The 16,318-nt window shown below is 65.3% G+C and carries 14 protein-coding genes; 4 read left to right on the top strand and 10 right to left on the bottom strand.

The window, feature by feature from the left end; translation table 11 throughout:
- Nucleotides 1-16 precede the first annotated feature (16 nt).
- A complete protein-coding gene (locus A6A04_RS16505) occupies nucleotides 17-1,327 on the bottom strand; it encodes a methyl-accepting chemotaxis protein (RefSeq protein ID WP_068494837.1) in 1,311 nt (436 codons plus the stop codon).
- Complete coding sequence (locus tag A6A04_RS16510; RefSeq protein WP_068494839.1) at nucleotides 1,305-1,829, bottom strand: PAS domain-containing protein; 525 nt, start codon at nucleotides 1,827-1,829, stop codon at nucleotides 1,305-1,307. The genes A6A04_RS16505 and A6A04_RS16510 overlap by 23 nt, the downstream gene beginning before the upstream one ends.
- Nucleotides 1,830-2,136: 307 nt before the next feature.
- Here A6A04_RS16510 and A6A04_RS16515 point away from each other — a divergent pair, with 307 nt between their 5' ends.
- Together A6A04_RS16515 and A6A04_RS16520 are read left to right on the top strand one after the other, a co-directional pair.
- The gene (locus A6A04_RS16515) at nucleotides 2,137-2,982 is read left to right on the top strand and encodes a 23S rRNA (adenine(2030)-N(6))-methyltransferase RlmJ (RefSeq protein WP_068494841.1); all 846 of its coding nucleotides are present in this window, start codon (nucleotides 2,137-2,139) and stop codon (nucleotides 2,980-2,982) included.
- Nucleotides 2,983-3,084: 102 nt separating this feature from the next.
- Complete coding sequence (locus tag A6A04_RS16520) at nucleotides 3,085-3,477, top strand: hemerythrin domain-containing protein (RefSeq protein ID WP_068494843.1); 393 nt, start codon at nucleotides 3,085-3,087, stop codon at nucleotides 3,475-3,477.
- Here the strand turns inward: A6A04_RS16520 and A6A04_RS16525 are convergent, their stop codons facing one another.
- From A6A04_RS16525 to A6A04_RS16545, 5 genes are all read right to left on the bottom strand, one after another.
- A complete protein-coding gene (locus tag A6A04_RS16525; RefSeq protein ID WP_068494845.1) occupies nucleotides 3,478-5,190 on the bottom strand; it encodes a sensor histidine kinase in 1,713 nt (570 codons plus the stop codon).
- A complete protein-coding gene (locus A6A04_RS16530; RefSeq protein ID WP_068494847.1) occupies nucleotides 5,187-5,807 on the bottom strand; it encodes a ParA family protein in 621 nt (206 codons plus the stop codon). Before A6A04_RS16530 ends, A6A04_RS16525 begins: the two co-directional genes overlap by 4 nt.
- Before the next feature lie 45 nt (nucleotides 5,808-5,852).
- Complete coding sequence (locus A6A04_RS16535; protein WP_068494849.1) at nucleotides 5,853-7,178, bottom strand: ATP-binding protein; 1,326 nt, start codon at nucleotides 7,176-7,178, stop codon at nucleotides 5,853-5,855.
- Nucleotides 7,179-7,284: 106 nt separating this feature from the next.
- Nucleotides 7,285-7,968 carry a response regulator gene (locus A6A04_RS16540; RefSeq protein WP_068494851.1) on the bottom strand — a complete coding sequence of 228 codons (684 nt, stop codon included), beginning with the start codon at nucleotides 7,966-7,968 and terminating at the stop codon, nucleotides 7,285-7,287.
- 5 nt (nucleotides 7,969-7,973) lie between these two features.
- Complete coding sequence (locus A6A04_RS16545) at nucleotides 7,974-8,477, bottom strand: MarR family winged helix-turn-helix transcriptional regulator (protein WP_068494852.1); 504 nt, start codon at nucleotides 8,475-8,477, stop codon at nucleotides 7,974-7,976.
- Between the two features lie 116 nt (nucleotides 8,478-8,593).
- Between A6A04_RS16545 and A6A04_RS16550 the strand changes: the two genes are divergently transcribed.
- Together A6A04_RS16550 and A6A04_RS16555 are read left to right on the top strand one after the other, a co-directional pair.
- Nucleotides 8,594-9,466, top strand: coding sequence for a branched-chain amino acid aminotransferase (locus A6A04_RS16550; protein WP_068494854.1), 873 nt, complete (start codon nucleotides 8,594-8,596; stop codon nucleotides 9,464-9,466).
- A gap of 151 nt (nucleotides 9,467-9,617) precedes the next feature.
- Entirely contained in the window at nucleotides 9,618-11,324 is a 1,707-nt protein-coding gene (locus A6A04_RS16555; protein ID WP_245651256.1) for a methyl-accepting chemotaxis protein, read from the top strand.
- A 69-nt stretch (nucleotides 11,325-11,393) separates the two neighbouring features.
- Here A6A04_RS16555 and A6A04_RS16560 read toward each other — a convergent pair whose 3' ends face one another.
- The 3 genes from A6A04_RS16560 to A6A04_RS16570 all read right to left on the bottom strand — a co-directional run bounded on the left by A6A04_RS16560 (nucleotide 11,394) and on the right by A6A04_RS16570 (nucleotide 16,206).
- Nucleotides 11,394-12,203 (bottom strand): universal stress protein, encoded by an 810-nt coding sequence (locus A6A04_RS16560; protein WP_082914994.1) that lies wholly within the window; start codon nucleotides 12,201-12,203, stop codon nucleotides 11,394-11,396.
- Nucleotides 12,204-12,436: 233 nt separating this feature from the next.
- Nucleotides 12,437-13,132 carry an RluA family pseudouridine synthase gene (locus A6A04_RS16565; RefSeq protein WP_068494858.1) on the bottom strand — a complete coding sequence of 232 codons (696 nt, stop codon included), beginning with the start codon at nucleotides 13,130-13,132 and terminating at the stop codon, nucleotides 12,437-12,439.
- Nucleotides 13,129-16,206 carry an efflux RND transporter permease subunit gene (locus A6A04_RS16570; protein WP_068495082.1) on the bottom strand — a complete coding sequence of 1,026 codons (3,078 nt, stop codon included), beginning with the start codon at nucleotides 16,204-16,206 and terminating at the stop codon, nucleotides 13,129-13,131. The genes A6A04_RS16565 and A6A04_RS16570 overlap by 4 nt, the downstream gene beginning before the upstream one ends.
- Between the last annotated feature and the right edge of the window lie 112 nt (nucleotides 16,207-16,318).

The raw sequence follows: 16,318 nt of genomic DNA on the forward strand, positions 1-16,318 counted from the left end.
TCTCGCCCGCATTCCCTTATCCCTTCTTGATGCCCGAGCAGACCCGCGAGACGAAGGCGTCGATATCGTCGTTCATGGCAACGGTGCGGGCGGCCAGGTCGCCCGCCGCGATCAGCACCTGACCGGCGGCATCGGTGGCGGTTCCGGCGGTGGAGGCCACATCGCCGATAGTGTCGGCCACGGTCTGGACATCGGCGGCCACATTGCGGATGGAGCGGCTCATATCGGCCACGGCGGCGCTTTGCTGCTCGGTGGCCGCCGCGATGCCGGTGGCGTTGTCGTTGATGTCCCTGATCTTGCCCGCGATGTTGCGCACCGCGTCCACCGCGTGGTGGGTGGCGCTGCGCATGGATTCGATCTGGCTGGAAATCTCGTCGGTGGCGCGCGCCGTCTGGTTGGCCAGATGCTTGACCTCGTTGGCGACCACGGCGAAGCCCTTGCCCGCCTCGCCGGCGCGGGCCGCCTCGATGGTGGCGTTGAGCGCGAGAAGATTGGTCTGGCTGGCGATCTCGGTGATCAGGTTGACCACCTCGCCGATCTTCTGGGCAGCCTGATTGAGGCCGTTGATGGCCACGTCGGTCTCGGTGGCCACCCGCACGGTTTCCTGGGCCATGGTGGCGGAATACTGGATGCGCTCGGCCACCTCGCGGATGCCCGCCGCCACCTGCTCGGCGGCGGCGGCCACGGTCTCCACATGGGTGGAGGCGTCATTGGCGGCGTCGGCCACCCGGGTCGAGGTGTCGCTGGTCTGGTTGGCGATCTCCGACATTTGCCGCGCCGTGGCTTCCAGCTCGGTGGCGGTGGCGGCGACCACGCCGGTGACGTGCTTGATGGTCTCGCCGACGCCGGTGGCCTCGCTGGTGAAGGCCTTGGCGCGGTTTTCCATCTCGGTCAGGGCGCGGTTGATCAGGCGGGCATGGTCGGCGAACTCACCCACCAGGCCATCGGTCAGGATGTGACGGAAGTAGCGGCCCTCGGAGGTCAGGGCCATGGCGGCGTCGGCCTCCTTGGTGAAGACCTCGGTCAGGTCGAGCAGGCGGTTGATGGTGTGCTCCAACTGCCCCAGCACCCCGGCCTCGGTGATGCCGACGATGCGGGCGTCCAGCCGCCCCGAGGCGGCCTCGCCCAGCACGGTGCAGGCCCGGTGCACGGCGGTGCGGGCCTGATGGATGCAATAGAGCGCCACCAGGGCGCTGACGGCGGCGGTGGCAATGGCGGCGGCGTCCAGGGCTGCGCCACGGGTCAGGGTGATCACCGCGCCGATCAGGCACAGACCGGCGGCGACCAGGCAGGCGATCAGGGCCTTAGAGAGAGAAGACGAATTCATCGTAAGGCACTCCGGCGGTCTGCAATGTTGCGACAACGGCCTGGAAGGCCGCGTCCATCCCTGCCTTGCGGTCGGGGTTGCCCTGCTCGATGGCCAGCAGTTGCTTGTAAAGGCCCTCGGCCTTGGCGACGGCCTCGGGCCGGGGAGAGCGGCGGTTGGAGTGGTAGCTGACGATGGAGCCGTTCTTGTCGAAGGTGGGTGTGACGTGGGCCAGGACCCAGTAGTGGTCACCGTTCTTGGATCGGTTCTTCACATAGGCGAAGATTTCCTTGCCCGCCGAGATGGTGTCCCACAGCAGCTTGAAGACGCAACGCGGCATGTCGGGGTGGCGGATGATGCTGTGCGGCTGGTTCAGGATTTCCGCTTCGGAATACCCGGCCAAACGCAGAAACACCTCATTGGCATAGATGATCCGGCCCTTGGTGTCGGTCTTGCTGACAATGATTTCGTCGGAACCGAATGTCCGCTCCACGCCGCTAAGGTATATGCCCGATGTCTTCATGTCTCTCCCCACAGAGAGGATAGCAAATGGGTGGCTACCCGAAAGGATAGTGCTAATACAAATTCGATGGTACGCGAAAACATATTAATGAGCGATGAAAATTGCCAAGGTCAAAAAATGTCAACCTTTGACGGAAATACAAAGAATTTCGTCTTAATGTGTCCGCTGGGATGTCACGCAAATTAGACTTCTTAAAAAATCATCCAGATAGAATGTCTATACATGGAGGGCAACCCTGGGGAAAACTGGTGGCGTTGCCATCCCGCCGCCTACTCACTAAGGTGCGGGCAGCCACGGACGAGGACGCATGAACTACCGCCACGCCTACCATGCCGGAAATTTCGCCGATGTGATGAAGCATGCCGCCATCGCCCTGGTGGTCGAGTCGCTGTGCCGCAAGGACAAGCCGTTCTTCGTCCTGGATACCCATGCCGGAATCGGCGCCTATGACCTGGCCTCGGTGGCGGCGGAAAAGACGGGTGAATTCCTGGGCGGCATCGCCCCGGTGCTGGCCCAGCCCAGCGCGCCGCCCTCGCTCGATTCCTATCTCCGCATGGTCCGTGCCTTCAATCCCGATGGGACCCTGCGCTGGTATCCCGGCTCTCCGGAGGTGGTGCGCCAGATGATGCGCGACGACGATCGTCTGGCCCTGGTGGAATTGCATCCCGAGGACGCCGACATGCTGCGGCGGCGTTTCGCCGCCGATCGCCGGGTCGGGGTTCACCACATGGATGGCCACATGGCGGCCAAGGGGCTGCTGCCGCCCCACGAGCGCCGGGGCCTCGTGCTGATCGACCCGCCCTTCGAGGTCAAGGATGAGTTGGAGCGTCTGCGCGTCACGCTGCGGCGAATCCGTCGCCTGTGGCCCACCGGGATCGTGGTGGCGTGGTATCCCATCAAGGGCCGCGAGACGGTGCGGCGCTTCCATCAGGCCGTCCGCGACGAGGGCGGTGCCAAGACGCTGGCGGCGGAACTGTTGCTGCGCTCCGACGACGACCCTTTCCGGCTGAATGGCAGCGGCCTGGTGATCATCAATCCCCCCTGGCGGCTGGAGGAGTCTCTGGCCGAGATGCTGCCCTGGCTGGCCGGGCTGCTGGCCCCCCAAAGCGGCAGGGGAACCGTCGAGTGGCTGATCGCCGAGGAGGGGGGCTAGGGTGGTAGCCCTAATTCTCTTGTAGGTATCCCTTTGCTCGTCTGCCCTTTTTTTGCGCCGCAATGCAAATTGCGAAGCGTGGAAGGCAGGGAGTGGGTTGGCATGATCGCCATTTGGGATAATCGCTTGTCGGTGGGTGATGCCGGCATCGATGCCGAGCACCGGCTGGTGCTGAATCTTCTTAACGAGCTGGACGTGGTGTTCGCCGTCGCCGCGCCGCGGGTGGTGGTGGAAAAGGCGTTGGAAGCCCTGGTCAGGGCGGTGTCGCGCCACTTCGCCCGCGACGCATCCGCCGATGGTCCGGTCCGGACTCACATGGCCTATCAGGCGCGGGTGGAGCGGCTGCTGCGCGACTGGCATTCCGGCGAGTTGCCGGTGATCGACCGCTCGACGCTGCTGTCGCTGGGGCGTGGCTGGATCGACCATATCGGTCGCCGCGAAGCCTATGGCCAGGCCTTGCCTCCGGACGCCAGCGCGAACCGCCTCGCGGTCTGATCAGTTCCCTGACACCAGCGGCAGGTCCAGGGTCGCGGTGGTGCCCTGACCCTTGACGCTGGTCAGTATCAGGCTGCCGCCATGCATTTCCGCCAGTCGGCGGGACAGCGGCAGGCCCAGGCCGGTTCCCGCCTCGGCGCGGGCAATGTCGGAGATGTTCTGGCCGAACGGGGTCATGGCGACGACGATTTCGTCCGTGGTCATGCCGATGCCGGTGTCGCTGACCGACAGCGAGGCCCTCTCGGGGAAGAACGACAGGGTCAGTGTCACGCTGCCGCCGAGCGGGGTGAATTTCACCGCGTTGGACAGAAGGTTCAAGACGATCTGGCGGATTCTCCGGGGATCGGCCGAGATGGTTCGGGGCTGATCCAATCCGTGATGGATCACGGAGATCTGGTTCTCCTCGATCTTGGGGCGCAGCAGCCAGATGCAGTCCTGGACGGTCTCTCCCAGGGACATGTCCTCACGCTCCAGTTCGGCTTTGCCGACCTCGATCTTGGACAGATCCAGAATATCGTTGACCAGTGCCAGCAGATGTCGGCCAGAGCTTTGGATATGGCCGAGGTAATCGGTGCAGCGCGGGAGGCAGGCATGGCCGGGGATGCCGCCGAGCAGAGCGTCGGAAAATCCCAGGATGGCGTTGAGCGGGGTGCGGAATTCATGGCTCATATTGGCGAGAAAAGCCGATTTGGCCTGATTGGCGGTATCTGCCACCGCCTGGGCCTCCGCCAGGTCGGCCAGGGTGCGCTCCACTCGTGTTAGTTGGCGCAGCAACCCGGCCACCAATAGCGCCCCCACAAGATTGATCAGCACGGTGACGGCCACCAGGGTGAGGCTTTGGGTCTGCCAATCCCGCAGCACCGTGGCCATATCGCGGGATACCACCGCGATCATGGGGAACTGCTGCCCCTTGGCGCTGCCGAATAACCGCTCTCGATTGTCCAGTGGCGAGGTGACCTGCCCACTGAAGACCGGCTTGTCGCGACTGTCCTGGAATGCCGGCATATCGGCGATGGAGCGTCCAACGAACAGGTGATGATCGGGGACGCGGGCGATGATGCTCCCTTCCTCGTCCACCAGAACGGCGGTATCGCCGGGATTGGGGGTGGCGATGGCGAGCGCGATGGCCAATTGCCGCAGATCGATGGTCGCGGCCACCACGCCGCCGAAGCTGCCATCGTGATTGGTCAGGGGGCGGCTGATGGCGATGATCCAGGCGCTGTCATTGCGGCTGACGGAGGGTTGGCCCAGATAGGGGCGCGAAGGTCCTGGCCGCATATGCGCGGCATGGTAAGGCCGGTCGGACAGATCCACCGCCTGGAACGGGTCGGTCAGATTGGTGGCATAGCGGGTCATGCCGTTTGGGCCGGTCACCAGGATGGCCCGTGCTCCCGGGACCAATCTGGCCTGACGGCGGAGGAAGTCGAGGATGGCCGGATTGGCCCAGCGATCAGGTTCCGGATGGAAGGTCAGTACTTCCGCCGTCCCCACCAGGATCTTGTCGATGGCCCCCAATTCGGCCTCGATCACCGAGGACAACAGGCGGGCGGTATTGACCGTTGAGCCGGTGGCGATGGTAATGGCCTCGTTGCGTTCGGTGACCACCCAGGTGGCGGTGCCGCAATCCAGCAGGATCAAAAATGCCGCCGCCAGCAGCGTCAGGCGCTTGCGGATGGTCCTGGAGCCGCCTTGCCGAAAGGGGGGCGCCGTCATCGCTCCAGCAACTCCAGCAGTGGTTCCCATTCGACGGCGTAGGACCGCGCCCGGCGGTCGGTTCCTTCCAGCACGGTGGCCCCCTGGGCAGCGACCGTGGGATAGATCTGGCTGTCGCGCAGGCGAGCCACCACCGGAAACCCAAGCCCGCCAAAAAATCCATCCAGATGATCGCTGGCACGGGTGCCGGGCCGCAGGCGGTTGCCGACCACGGCGACGATCCGCTTGTTCTTGCGCACGGCCTTGACCTTGGCGAGCCGTTCCAGGAAATGGGCGGTGGCGTCCTCGTCGAAGGCGCCGGGCAGCACCGGCACCACCACGATTTCGCTGATGTCGATCAGGTCTTCCACATCCTTGTGATGCATGGCGGCAGGAGCGTCGATCACCAGCCGGTCAAGCCCCTTGGGCGGCGAGCCCACATCCTTGGACCAGTCGAGACCGGTGATGGAGGGCAGGGATTCCGGGCGGCGGCGAAGCCAGTTGAGGCTGGAGCGTTGGCGGTCGCAATCACCGATGGCGGTGGCATGTCCCTGGGCGGCGAAGGCGCCGGCGATATGGGTGGCCAGGGTGGTCTTGCCACAGCCGCCCTTGATATTGCCCACCAGAACCGTCTTCATCCGCCGTCTCCCGCCTGACCGTTTTCTTGGCCGGATGGTATCATCTCAAAGCGGCAGCCGCACCCGCACTCTCAGGCCTCCCAGCGGAGAATCCTCCAGCAGCACGTCGCCACCATGGGTCCGCACGATATCGCGGGCGATGGTCAGGCCGAGGCCGACGCCACCGGTGCCGGTGTTGCGGGATTCCTCCAGCCGGGTGAAGGGCTTGAACACTTCTTCCCGGCTGGCCTCGGGGATGCCGGGACCGTCGTCGTCGATCAGCACCTCGGCCGCGTCGGTCCGCTGTCCCACCCGCACCCAGACATGGCCGCCATAGCGGATGGCGTTGCCGATCAAATTGCCCAGCGCCCGGGACAGGGCGTCGGGGCGCAGCGCCAGCACCAGCTTGCCCTCGCTGTGCAGGTCGATGGTGGATCCCTGGCGGCGGAAGCGGCCCACCACCTCGTCCACCAGATCGGGCAGCGAGGCCGGTATGGGTTTTTCACTGCCCTCGCCCCGGGCGAAGGCGAGATAGCCCTCGACCATGCGTTCCATCTCGGCCACGTCTTCTTCCAGATCTGCGCGGCCCTCGGCATCACCCATCATGGCCAACTGCAATTTCATCCGGGTCAGCGGCGTGCGCAGATCATGGGAAACGCCGGCCAGCATCTCGGTGCGCTGCTGGATCTGACGCTGGATGCGGCCCTTCATGATATTGAAGGCCTGGGCGGCCTGGCGCACCTCGGTGGCGCCCTCGGGCTTGAAATTGGCCACGTCCAGGCCCTTGCCGAAGCGGTCGGCGGCCACCGCCAGCTTGCGCACGCTGCGGACCTGGTTGCGCATGAACACGGTGGCGACGCCGAACAGCAGCATGGCGGTGCCCAGCATCCACAGGATGAAGACGGTGGTGGTGGAACTGAACAGCCGTTTCTTGGGGGCGTAGATTTCCAGAAGTCCGTCGGAAAGCTGGACCTTGATCACCACCTCGCGCTCGAAGGCGTCGGCATCCAGGCGATAGGGGCGCTGGACCCGCTCATCCATGGCCTCGGCCATGGCCCGCTCCAGGAAGCTGGACGGCGGCGGTGGCGGTTCGTTGGGCAGGATGCCGCCCGGCACGAACCGGATGTCCAGTTCCATCTTGGCCGCCGCGATGGCCAGGGTCACGGCCTGGGCCTCGGGGTCGGGGAAGGCGCGGGTGGCCTCGATCACGGCGCCGATATCCCCGGCCAGTCCCTTGGCCAGCCGCTTGGCCACGGTCTCCCAATGGGCGCCGTAGAACACATAGATGGACACCATCTGCAGCATCACCAGCGGCATGATGATGATCAGCAGCGACCGGCCCAGCAGTCCCTGGGGCAGCAGCCGCTTCAACCACTGGCTGGGCGAGATCATGATGGCTCGGTTCCCTCGTGCCCCGTGCCCCCACCCCAACCCTCCCCCGGCCAAGCCGGGGGAGGGAGGGACCCGCGAAGCGGGAGGGAGGGGGCAAAATTCCCTGTCAATCCGGCCGCAGCATGTAGCCGATGCCACGCACGGTCTGAAGATAGCGCGGCAGCTTGGGATCGTCCTCGATCTTCTTGCGCAGGCGGGTGACCTGCACATCCACGGTGCGGGGATTGGCCGAATTGCCGGTGCGGGCCGCCAGATCATCGCGCGAGACGCCCTGGCCCGCCACCTCGGCCAGCACCGCCAACAGGTCGCGCTCGGCCTGGGTCAGGTGGACCGGTGTCTCGCCCAGGCGCAATTCGGCGCGTTCCAGGTCCCAGGTGAAGGCTCCCAGCCCCATCTCGCGCTTCGGCTTCGGCTCGTCCCGCGGGGCTCGGCGCAGGATCGAGCCCAGGCGCAGCAGCAACTCGCGCGGTTCGAACGGTTTGGACAGATAGTCGTCGGCCCCGGCCTCCAGGCCGGTGATGCGGTCGTCCACCTCGCCCCGGGCGGTCAGCAGCAGGATGGGCACCCGGTTGCCCTCGGCCCGCAAGGATCGGGTCAGCGCCATGCCGTCCTCGCCCGGCATCATCACGTCCAGCACGATCAGATCGAAAGACAGCCCCGCCATGCGTGATCGCGCCTCGGCGGCATCGGCGGCGGTGGCCACCAGATAGCCGTTATCGGCCAGGTATTTGCGCAGCAGCTCGCGCAGCCTGCGATCGTCGTCCACCACCAGGATATGGGCGTCGTCCACCGTCGTCATCCCCCGCGACGATGGGGCGAACGCGACGGGAAACGGGCGCGGTCGGCTTCTTCCACCAGTCCCAGCAGCACCTTGCGAAAGCCGTCCACCGCCTCGGCCCCGGCCTCGCGATAGGCCCGGGCGATGCGGGCGCGCTGGCGCTCGGTCAATTGGCGCTCCAACTCGATGCCTTTTTCCGTGAGCTCCAGCAGGCGCTGGCGGCGGTCGCGCAGGCCCGGGCGCTGGGTGATGAACTTTTCCATCACCAACTGGCCGAGCACCCGCGACAGGCTTTGCTTGGTGATCCGCAGGATTTCCAGCAGGTCGCTGACGGTGATGCCCGGGTGGCGCCCGACGAAATAGATCACCCGGTGATGGGCGCGACCGAATCCGTAATCGGCCAGGATGGCATCCGGTTCGGCCGTGAAGTCGCGATAGGCGAAGAACAGCAGTTCGATGCCCTGGCGGAGTTCCTCCTCACGGAGGAAGAGGGGATTGAATCCGGTTTTTACGTCAGTCATGTTGACATATATGACCTTAAAATGTTACGTCTTGCAAGTGCGAACGGTAATTTTCAGTCGCGCTTTCCTCTTCGCCGCCCCGCCGGGGCCCCTATCTTCTCAGGACGGATACTCCCATGGCAGTTCTCCCCTTCGACGACCGTGACGGCTTCATCTGGTTCGACGGCAAGCTGGTTGAATGGCGCTCGGCCGGCATCCATGTGCTGACCCATGGCCTGCATTACGGTTCGTGCGTATTCGAGGGTGAGCGCGTCTATAACGGCAAGGTGTTCAAGCTGCGCGAGCATTCGCAGCGCCTGATCGATTCGGGCCGCATCCTCGGCTTCGAGGTGCCCTTCACCGTCGAGGAGATCGACGAGGCCACCCTGGCCACCGTCAAGGCCAACAATATCGTCGACGGCTATGTCCGTCCGGTGGCCTGGCGCGGCTCCGAGATGATGGGCGTCGCCGCCCAGTCGTCGCGCATCCGCGTCGCCGTCGCTACCTGGACCTGGCCCAGCTATTGGAGCCCGGAGGCCCGCATGCGCGGCATTCGTCTCAACATGGCGGCCTGGAAGCGTCCCCATCCCGAAACCGCTCCCACCCAGTCCAAGGCGGCCGGTCTGTACATGATCGCCACCATGAACAAGCACAAGGCCGAGGCGGATGGGTATGAGGACTCCCTAATGCTCGATTGGCGCGGCCAAGTCGCCGAGGCAACCGGCGCCAATATCTTCTTCGTATTCGGCAACGAGCTGCATACGCCGACTCCTGACTGTTTTCTCAACGGCATCACCCGGCAGACCGTGATCGATCTGGCCAAGAAGCGTGGTATTACGGTGGTGGAACGGGCGATTCTCCCCGAGGAGATGGGCAAGGCCAGCGAGTGCTTCCTGACCGGCACCGCCGCCGAGGTGACGCCGGTGCGCGAGATTGGCGCCTATTCCTTCACCCCGGGCGAAATAACCCGCCAATTGATCAGTGATTACGATTCCCTGGTGCGATCCTGACGAATTAAAAAGCGCGGCACCCAAGGGATTTCCTTGCCCGGCAATGATGGACGGTATTTTCTTTTTTATCCGTTCGTAATAGTCTGCCGATGGGGAGAGTCATTGGGCGCCGCGACTGGTCAGGGGCCGTCGCCTAGCGGGTGGAGTGTTCGTGTCGCACGTATGGCGTAATATGCGGCTGTCCAGCCGCTTCATGGTCATCGTCGGTCTTGGCGTCATCGCCCTTATCGCCAGTGTGGTTCTCACCATCGCCCGCTTCGAGCGGTCCGAGATGGAACGGCAGTTGCTGCAACTGTCGGCCAATGAGATGACCTCGCTGCATGCGCTGATCCAGAATGTCATGGCCAAACGGCCCGAGGATGGCGACAACATCGGCATTGCCGTCTTCAACAACTGGTTCGACAGCCGCAACGTGCATTATCCCGGCAAGGTCTGGAGTGCCTGGGGGCCGCAGGTGGTTGCCTATATGAAGGAACTCGAGCCTAACCGAGCCCCCAAGCTGCCCATGGACGACATTGACCGCGAGGCCATGGCCGCCAAGGTGCCGGTCAGCCGCTTTGAGAGCGGATTTTTCCGCTATTCCCTTCCCATCGTGCTGGGCGTCACCGAAGGGGCCAAGGACGAGGTCTGTCACGCCTGTCACGGTGCCATGGGGATGAAGGACGGCGATGTCATCGCCGTTCTGTCGTCGTCGCTGTCCACCGAGGAGTCCGAGGCCAAGCTTAAACGCATCCTGACCTGGCTGACCCTGGGCGGCATCGCGGCCACCATCCTGGCTGTGCTGGGGGTGCGCTGGAGCCTCAAGGCCATCATCGCCGATCCGGTCCACGACATGACCGGGCGCATGAACCAACTGGCGGCGGGCGACGTCTCCATCGAGGTTCCCGCGCTGGAGCGCCAGGACGAGATCGGCGACATCGCCCGGGCGGTGCAGGTGTTCAAGGACAATACCATCGCCAAGCACAAGATGGAGGACGAGGCCCGCGCCGCCGCCGCGGCGCGCGAGGCGCGCATGCATCGCCTGGAAGACCTGATCGCCAATTTTGATCGCACCGTCACCGCCGTGCTGGATTCGGTGGCGTCGTCGTCGCAGCAGATGACGCTGACGGCGCGCAGCATGGTGGACTCCGCCGATCAGGCGCTGGAACGGGCCAATTCCGCCGCCGCCCAGGCCTCCGAGGCCAACGAGAATGTGCGCATGGTGGCCGCCGCCGCCGAGGATCTGACCTCGTCCATCAACGAGATCGCCCAGCAGGTGGGCATGTCCAATCAGGTGGCCGCCACCGCCACCCGCGAGGCCAACACCGTCAATACCCGCGTCCAGGGGCTGGCCGGGGCGGCCGAGAAGATCGGTGAGATCATCGAGATGATCACCGGCATCGCCGAACAGACCAATCTGCTGGCGCTCAACGCCACCGTCGAGGCCGCCCGGGCGGGCGAGGCGGGCAAGGGCTTCGCCGTGGTGGCCAGCGAGGTCAAGAATCTGGCCCGCCAGACCGTCGGCGCCACCGAGCAGATTTCCAATCAGGTCAACACCATCCAGGACGAGACCGACAAGACGGTGCGCGCCATCCGTGGCATCGGCACCACCATCTCGTCCATGGACGGCATCACCACCACCATCGCTTCCGCCATCGAGAAGCAGGGTTCGGCCACCCAGGAAATCGCGGCCAATATCGACAACGCCGCCTCGGGGACCAATTTCGTCTACGAGAACATTACCGGTGTGTCCAAGACCATCCACGAAACCGACCGCGCCGCCCGGCAGGTGCTGGACGCGGTGGAGGCGCTGCAGCAGCAGGCCGCCACGCTGCGGGCCGAGGTCGATCGCTTCCTGAACGGTATCCGCGAGGCGTGATGCCGTGACGATCCGGAACGAAAACGGCCGCCCCGAGGGGCGGCCGTTGCCGTTGAAGCCGTGTTCCGTTCAGCAGGAGAACAGCACCGGCAGTCCCATATGGGCCAGGATGTGGCGGGTACCGGCCCCGGCCTTGCCGCGGAAGGACAGGATCTTGCCCATATGGCCGCCGATCACCAGCAGGTCGGCATTGACGTCATAGGCGCGCGACAGCAGGGTATCCATCACGCCGAGCCCCTCGGTCATCACCCTTTCGCCGGTGGCGGGCAGGCCGTGGGCGATCAGGTGGTCGATGATGTTGACCGGCGGGGTCGAAGTGTCGCGGGCCACGAGATCGCGGCGGTAGACCACCAGCAATTCCCTGGCGCCACTGATCAGCGGCAGCGAATCGTGCAGGGCGCGTGACGCCTGCTTGCCCGAGCGCCAGCCGATCACCACCCGCTCACCGATGGGCTCGCCTTTGCCGACGGCCGGGGCCACCAGGATCGGGCGGCCGGAATCCAGGATCAACTGCTCCACCATGGTGGCCGGGACGTGGCCGGTATGCGGCACTGGCTGGGTCATCACCACCATGTCCACATAGTGGCTGCAGAACACCACCTCGGCGACCATTTCGTCCTCGGCGCCGTGCTCGATCTGCCACCAGCGGGTTTCCAGGCCCTGGGCGGCCGTCTCGAAGATGTCGCGCGCCTTGGCCGCCTCGGCCAGCAGCGTATCGCTGGGGCGGTGCGCCACCATGGCCGCGCTATGGACCTCGCGCCGGGCGAACAGCCCGGTCAGGCGTGCCCCGAATCGCTTGGCCTGGGAAACAGCCAACGCCAAACCCGCCCGCGTGCTCTCGTCGCCATCGACGTGAACCAGAATGTCTTTGATGCTCATGAACGCCACCCTGCCCGGACTATTTTGTTTTGAACCGGTCAGCATAGTTCACCGCCGGACGGGTCCGGCGTCAAGCGAAATTACGTAATTCGGTAACGGATTGCGTAATTAGAGTCTGTCAGGCTTGGGTGGAAGCTTTCTCTCCACTCGTCATGGCCGGGCTAGACCCGGCCATCCATGGACCCTCGGGTCAAGCCCGAGGGTGACGAAAGGCAATGCCGGCTCCACCAACCTCAGACAGTCTCCAAAGCATCCCAGCCGCAGGCCAGGAGGTAGCTTTGCATGTGCTCGGGCACCGGGGCGGTGGCGGCCACGGCAGGCTTGCCGGGATAAACGGGAAGGGAAATGCCGCGCGAATGCAGCAGCAGGCGGTCGCCCGCCAGGGTGCCAGTGCCGCGTCCATAGATGGGATCGCCCACCAGGGGATGGCCGATGGCGGCGCAATGGGCGCGAATCTGGTGGGTGCGGCCGGTCAGCGGCTGGCATTCCAGCCAGGATAGCCGTCCGTCGCTGCCCAGCAGTTTCCACTGGGTGACGGAAGGCAGGCCGGAGCGGTCCACCTCCATGCGCCAGCCATGGCTGCGCTCGCGCTTCTTCAGCGACAGGTCGATGACGCCCTCGGCCTCGCGCGGGCGGCCCACCACCACCGCCCAATAGGTCTTGTCCACCTGGCCCTTGGCGAACAGATCGCCCAGTTGGGCCAGCGCCTTGCGGGTGCGGCCCAGCACCAGGCAGCCCGAGGTCTCCTTGTCCAGGCGATGGGCCAGTTCGGGCGACGACTTCAGGCCGAAGCGCAGACCGTCCAGGTAATTGCCCAGATGGTCGCCGCCCTTGGGCCCGGCATGGACCATCAGCCCGGCGGGCTTGTCGATGATCAGCACCCCACCGTCGCGGTAAAGCACCCGGGCGGCCAACTCCTCCGGAGTCATGCGGTTTCGGCCTCGGTGGCCGGTTGTGGGTGGGGCGCCTGTTCCTCGACCCGATGACGTTCGGTGGCGATGAAGGTGTAGATCACCGGCAGCACGAACAGGGTGAACAGCGTGCCGATGGTCATGCCCGCCACGATCACCACCGCGATGGAAAAGCGCGATGCCGCCCCGGCGCCACTGGCGAACAGCAGCGGCAGCAGGCCGGTGACCATGGCCGCCGTGGTCATCAGGATGGGGCGCAAGCGCAGCCCGGCGGCGATCCTGACCGCCTCGGTGCGGTTCAGGCCGTCCTGCTCCTGGCGCTCGCGCGCCACCTCGCAGATCAGGATGCCGTGCTTGGTGATCAGGCCGATCAGGGTCACCAGCCCCACCTGGGTATAGATATTCATGCTGGCGACGCCGAGAGCCAGCGGGATCAGGGCGCCGCAGATGGACAGCGGCACCGAGACCATGATCACCAGCGGATCGCGGAAGCTCTCGAACTGGGCCGCCAGCACCAGGAAGATGATGACCAGGGCGAAGACGAAGGTCAGCACCAGGGCGTTGCCTTCCTGGACGTATTGGCGCGACTGTCCGGCATGGTCGACGGTGGCGCCCTGGGGCAGCACTTCGCGGGCGATGCCCGCCAGCAGGTCCAGCGCCTGGCCCAGGGTGACGCCCGGCATGGGGAAGGCCGAGATGGTCACCGAGTTCAACTGGTTGAACTGGTTGAGGGAATCGGGACGCACCCCGGGCTCCAGGCTGACCAGCGACGACAGCGGAATGGCGGTGCCGTCGCTGACGCGCACATGGAAGCGGCCGAGATGGGCGGGCTCCAGGCGGAATTCCCGGCTGACCTGGGGAATGACCTGATAGGAGCGGCCCTGCAGATTGACCAGATTGACGTAATTGCCGCCGGTCATGGTGGCGAAGGCGTCGCCGATCTGCTGCATGGTGACGCCGTAGGCGGCGGCCTTGTCGCGGTCGATCACCACCCTTGTCTGGGGGCTTTCGAATTTCAGGTCGCCGTCGATGAAGGCGAACATGCCCGAGGTCTGGGCGCGGCGGATGATTTCGCCCTGCAAGTCCAGCAATTGCCGGTAGTCGGAGGTCGACGAGACCACGAACTGCACCGGCAGGCCATCGACGCCGGGCAGCGGCGGCGGCGGGAACACCGAAGCCTTCACCCCCGACACCTCGTTCAGCGCCAGCTGGAAGGCGGCGGTCAGCTCCTTGGCGGCGCGCTTGCGTTCGTCCCAGCCGGTCAGCACGGTGCCGCCGAAACCCTGGTTGATGCCGCCCATGCCGTTGATCAGGAAGCTGTCGCGGGTTTCGGGGAAGGCGCGCAGCTTGTGGTCGATCTGGTGGGAGAAGGCCTCCATGAAGTCGGTATTGGCCGAGGCCGGGCCAGTATAGGCGGTGAAGACCACGCCCTGGTCCTCTTCTGGTGCCAGTTCGGTGGGCACCGCCAGGAACAGGAAGGGCAGGCTGCCCATGACGATCAGGGCGAAGATCACCGTGGTGGGGCGGTCGGTCAGCGAGGCGGCCAGCCAGCGCTCGTAGCGGCTCCGCACCCTCTCGAAGGTGCGGTCGATCAGGGCGGGCAGCCCCTTCCTGTCGTCGTCGTGGTTAAGGATCTTCGAGCACATCATGGGCGACAGGGTCAGGGCGATGATGCCCGACACGATCACCGACCCGGCCAGGGTCAGGGCGAATTCCTTGAACAGCGACCCGGTCAGGCCGCCCATGAAGGCGATGGGGGCATAGACGGCGGCCAGGGTGATGGTCATGGCGATGACCGGCCCGGCGATCTCGCGGGTGCCCAGCAGGGCGGCCTGGACAGGGGAATGGCCCTCCTCGATATGGCGGTGGATGTTTTCCACCACCACGATGGCGTCGTCTACCACTAGGCCGATGGCCAGGACCATGGCCAGCAGGGTCAGCAGGTTGATGGAAAAGCCCAGCGCCAGCAGCAAGGTGGCGACGCCCACCAGCGACAGCGGCACCGTCACCACCGGGATGGCGACACTGCGCACCGAGCCCATGAAGAAGAAGATCACCACCATGACGATGACCGCCGCTTCCAGGATGGTGACGATCACCTCGTGGATGGCGGCCTCGATGAACAAGGTGGAGTCATAGGCGACCTTGGCGGTCAGGCCGGGGGGAAGCTGGGCCTGCAGCGCGGGCAGGGCCTCCTCGCGCACCTGGCGGATCACCGTCAGGGGATTGGCTTCCGGCGTGGTGTAGATGCCGACGAAGATGGCGCGGTCGCCGCTGGCGAACACGCTCATATCATCGTTCTCGGGGCCGAGCTTGACCTCGGCCACGTCGCCGAGCCGCACCAGCCGGGTGCCGTCATGCTTGATCACCAACTGGCGGAACTCGTCCACCGATTTCAGGTCGGTGGCGGCCTGGGTATTGATGACGTCGAACGACCCCTTGGTGGAGCCCGAGGCCGAGGTGAAGTTGTTGGACATCAGGGCGGCGCGCAGGTCCTCGGCGCCCAATCCGTACTGGGCCAGCTTTTCCGGGTCGAGCCAGACTCGCATGGAGAATTTCTGGCCGCCGAACACTTCCGGGTTGGCGACGCCGGGCACGGCCGCCAGCTTGGGCTGGATCACCCGCATGACGTAGTCGGTGATCTGCTGCTGGCTCAGCCGGTCGGACGAGAAGGCGAGATAGGCCGAGGCGAAGCTCTGGCCGGTCTCCTTCTTGATGACCGGGTCGTTGATGCCCTTGGGCAGCACGGCGCGGACCTCGCCCGCCTTGCTCATGACCTCGGTCATGGCGGTCTCGGGGTCCTCGTTCAGCCGGACATAGGCCTTGATGATGGAAGCGCCCTGCAACGACTTCGATGTCAGGTAGTCGATGCCCTCGGCGGTGGCCACCGCCTTTTGCAGCGGCTGGGTGACGAAGCCCTGGATCAGGTCGGCGTCGGCGCCGGGAAAGGTGGTGGTGATGGTAATCACCGTATTGGTCATCTCGGGATACTGCCGCACCGGCAGGCTGGACAGCGCCCGCAGCCCGATGAACAGGATCAGCAGGCTGACCACCGAGGCCATCACCGGCCGCTTGATGAAGATGTCGAACATATCCCGATACTCCCGGGCGGCGGGGCCGCCCATTCCATTTTTCGCCGTCATGCCCGGACTTGATCCGGGCATCCATGCCGGATCGCGTCGGGTGGATCACCGGGTCAAGCCC

Source organism: Paramagnetospirillum marisnigri (assembly GCF_001650715.1).
GTDB lineage: Bacteria > Pseudomonadota > Alphaproteobacteria > Rhodospirillales > Magnetospirillaceae > Phaeospirillum > Phaeospirillum marisnigri.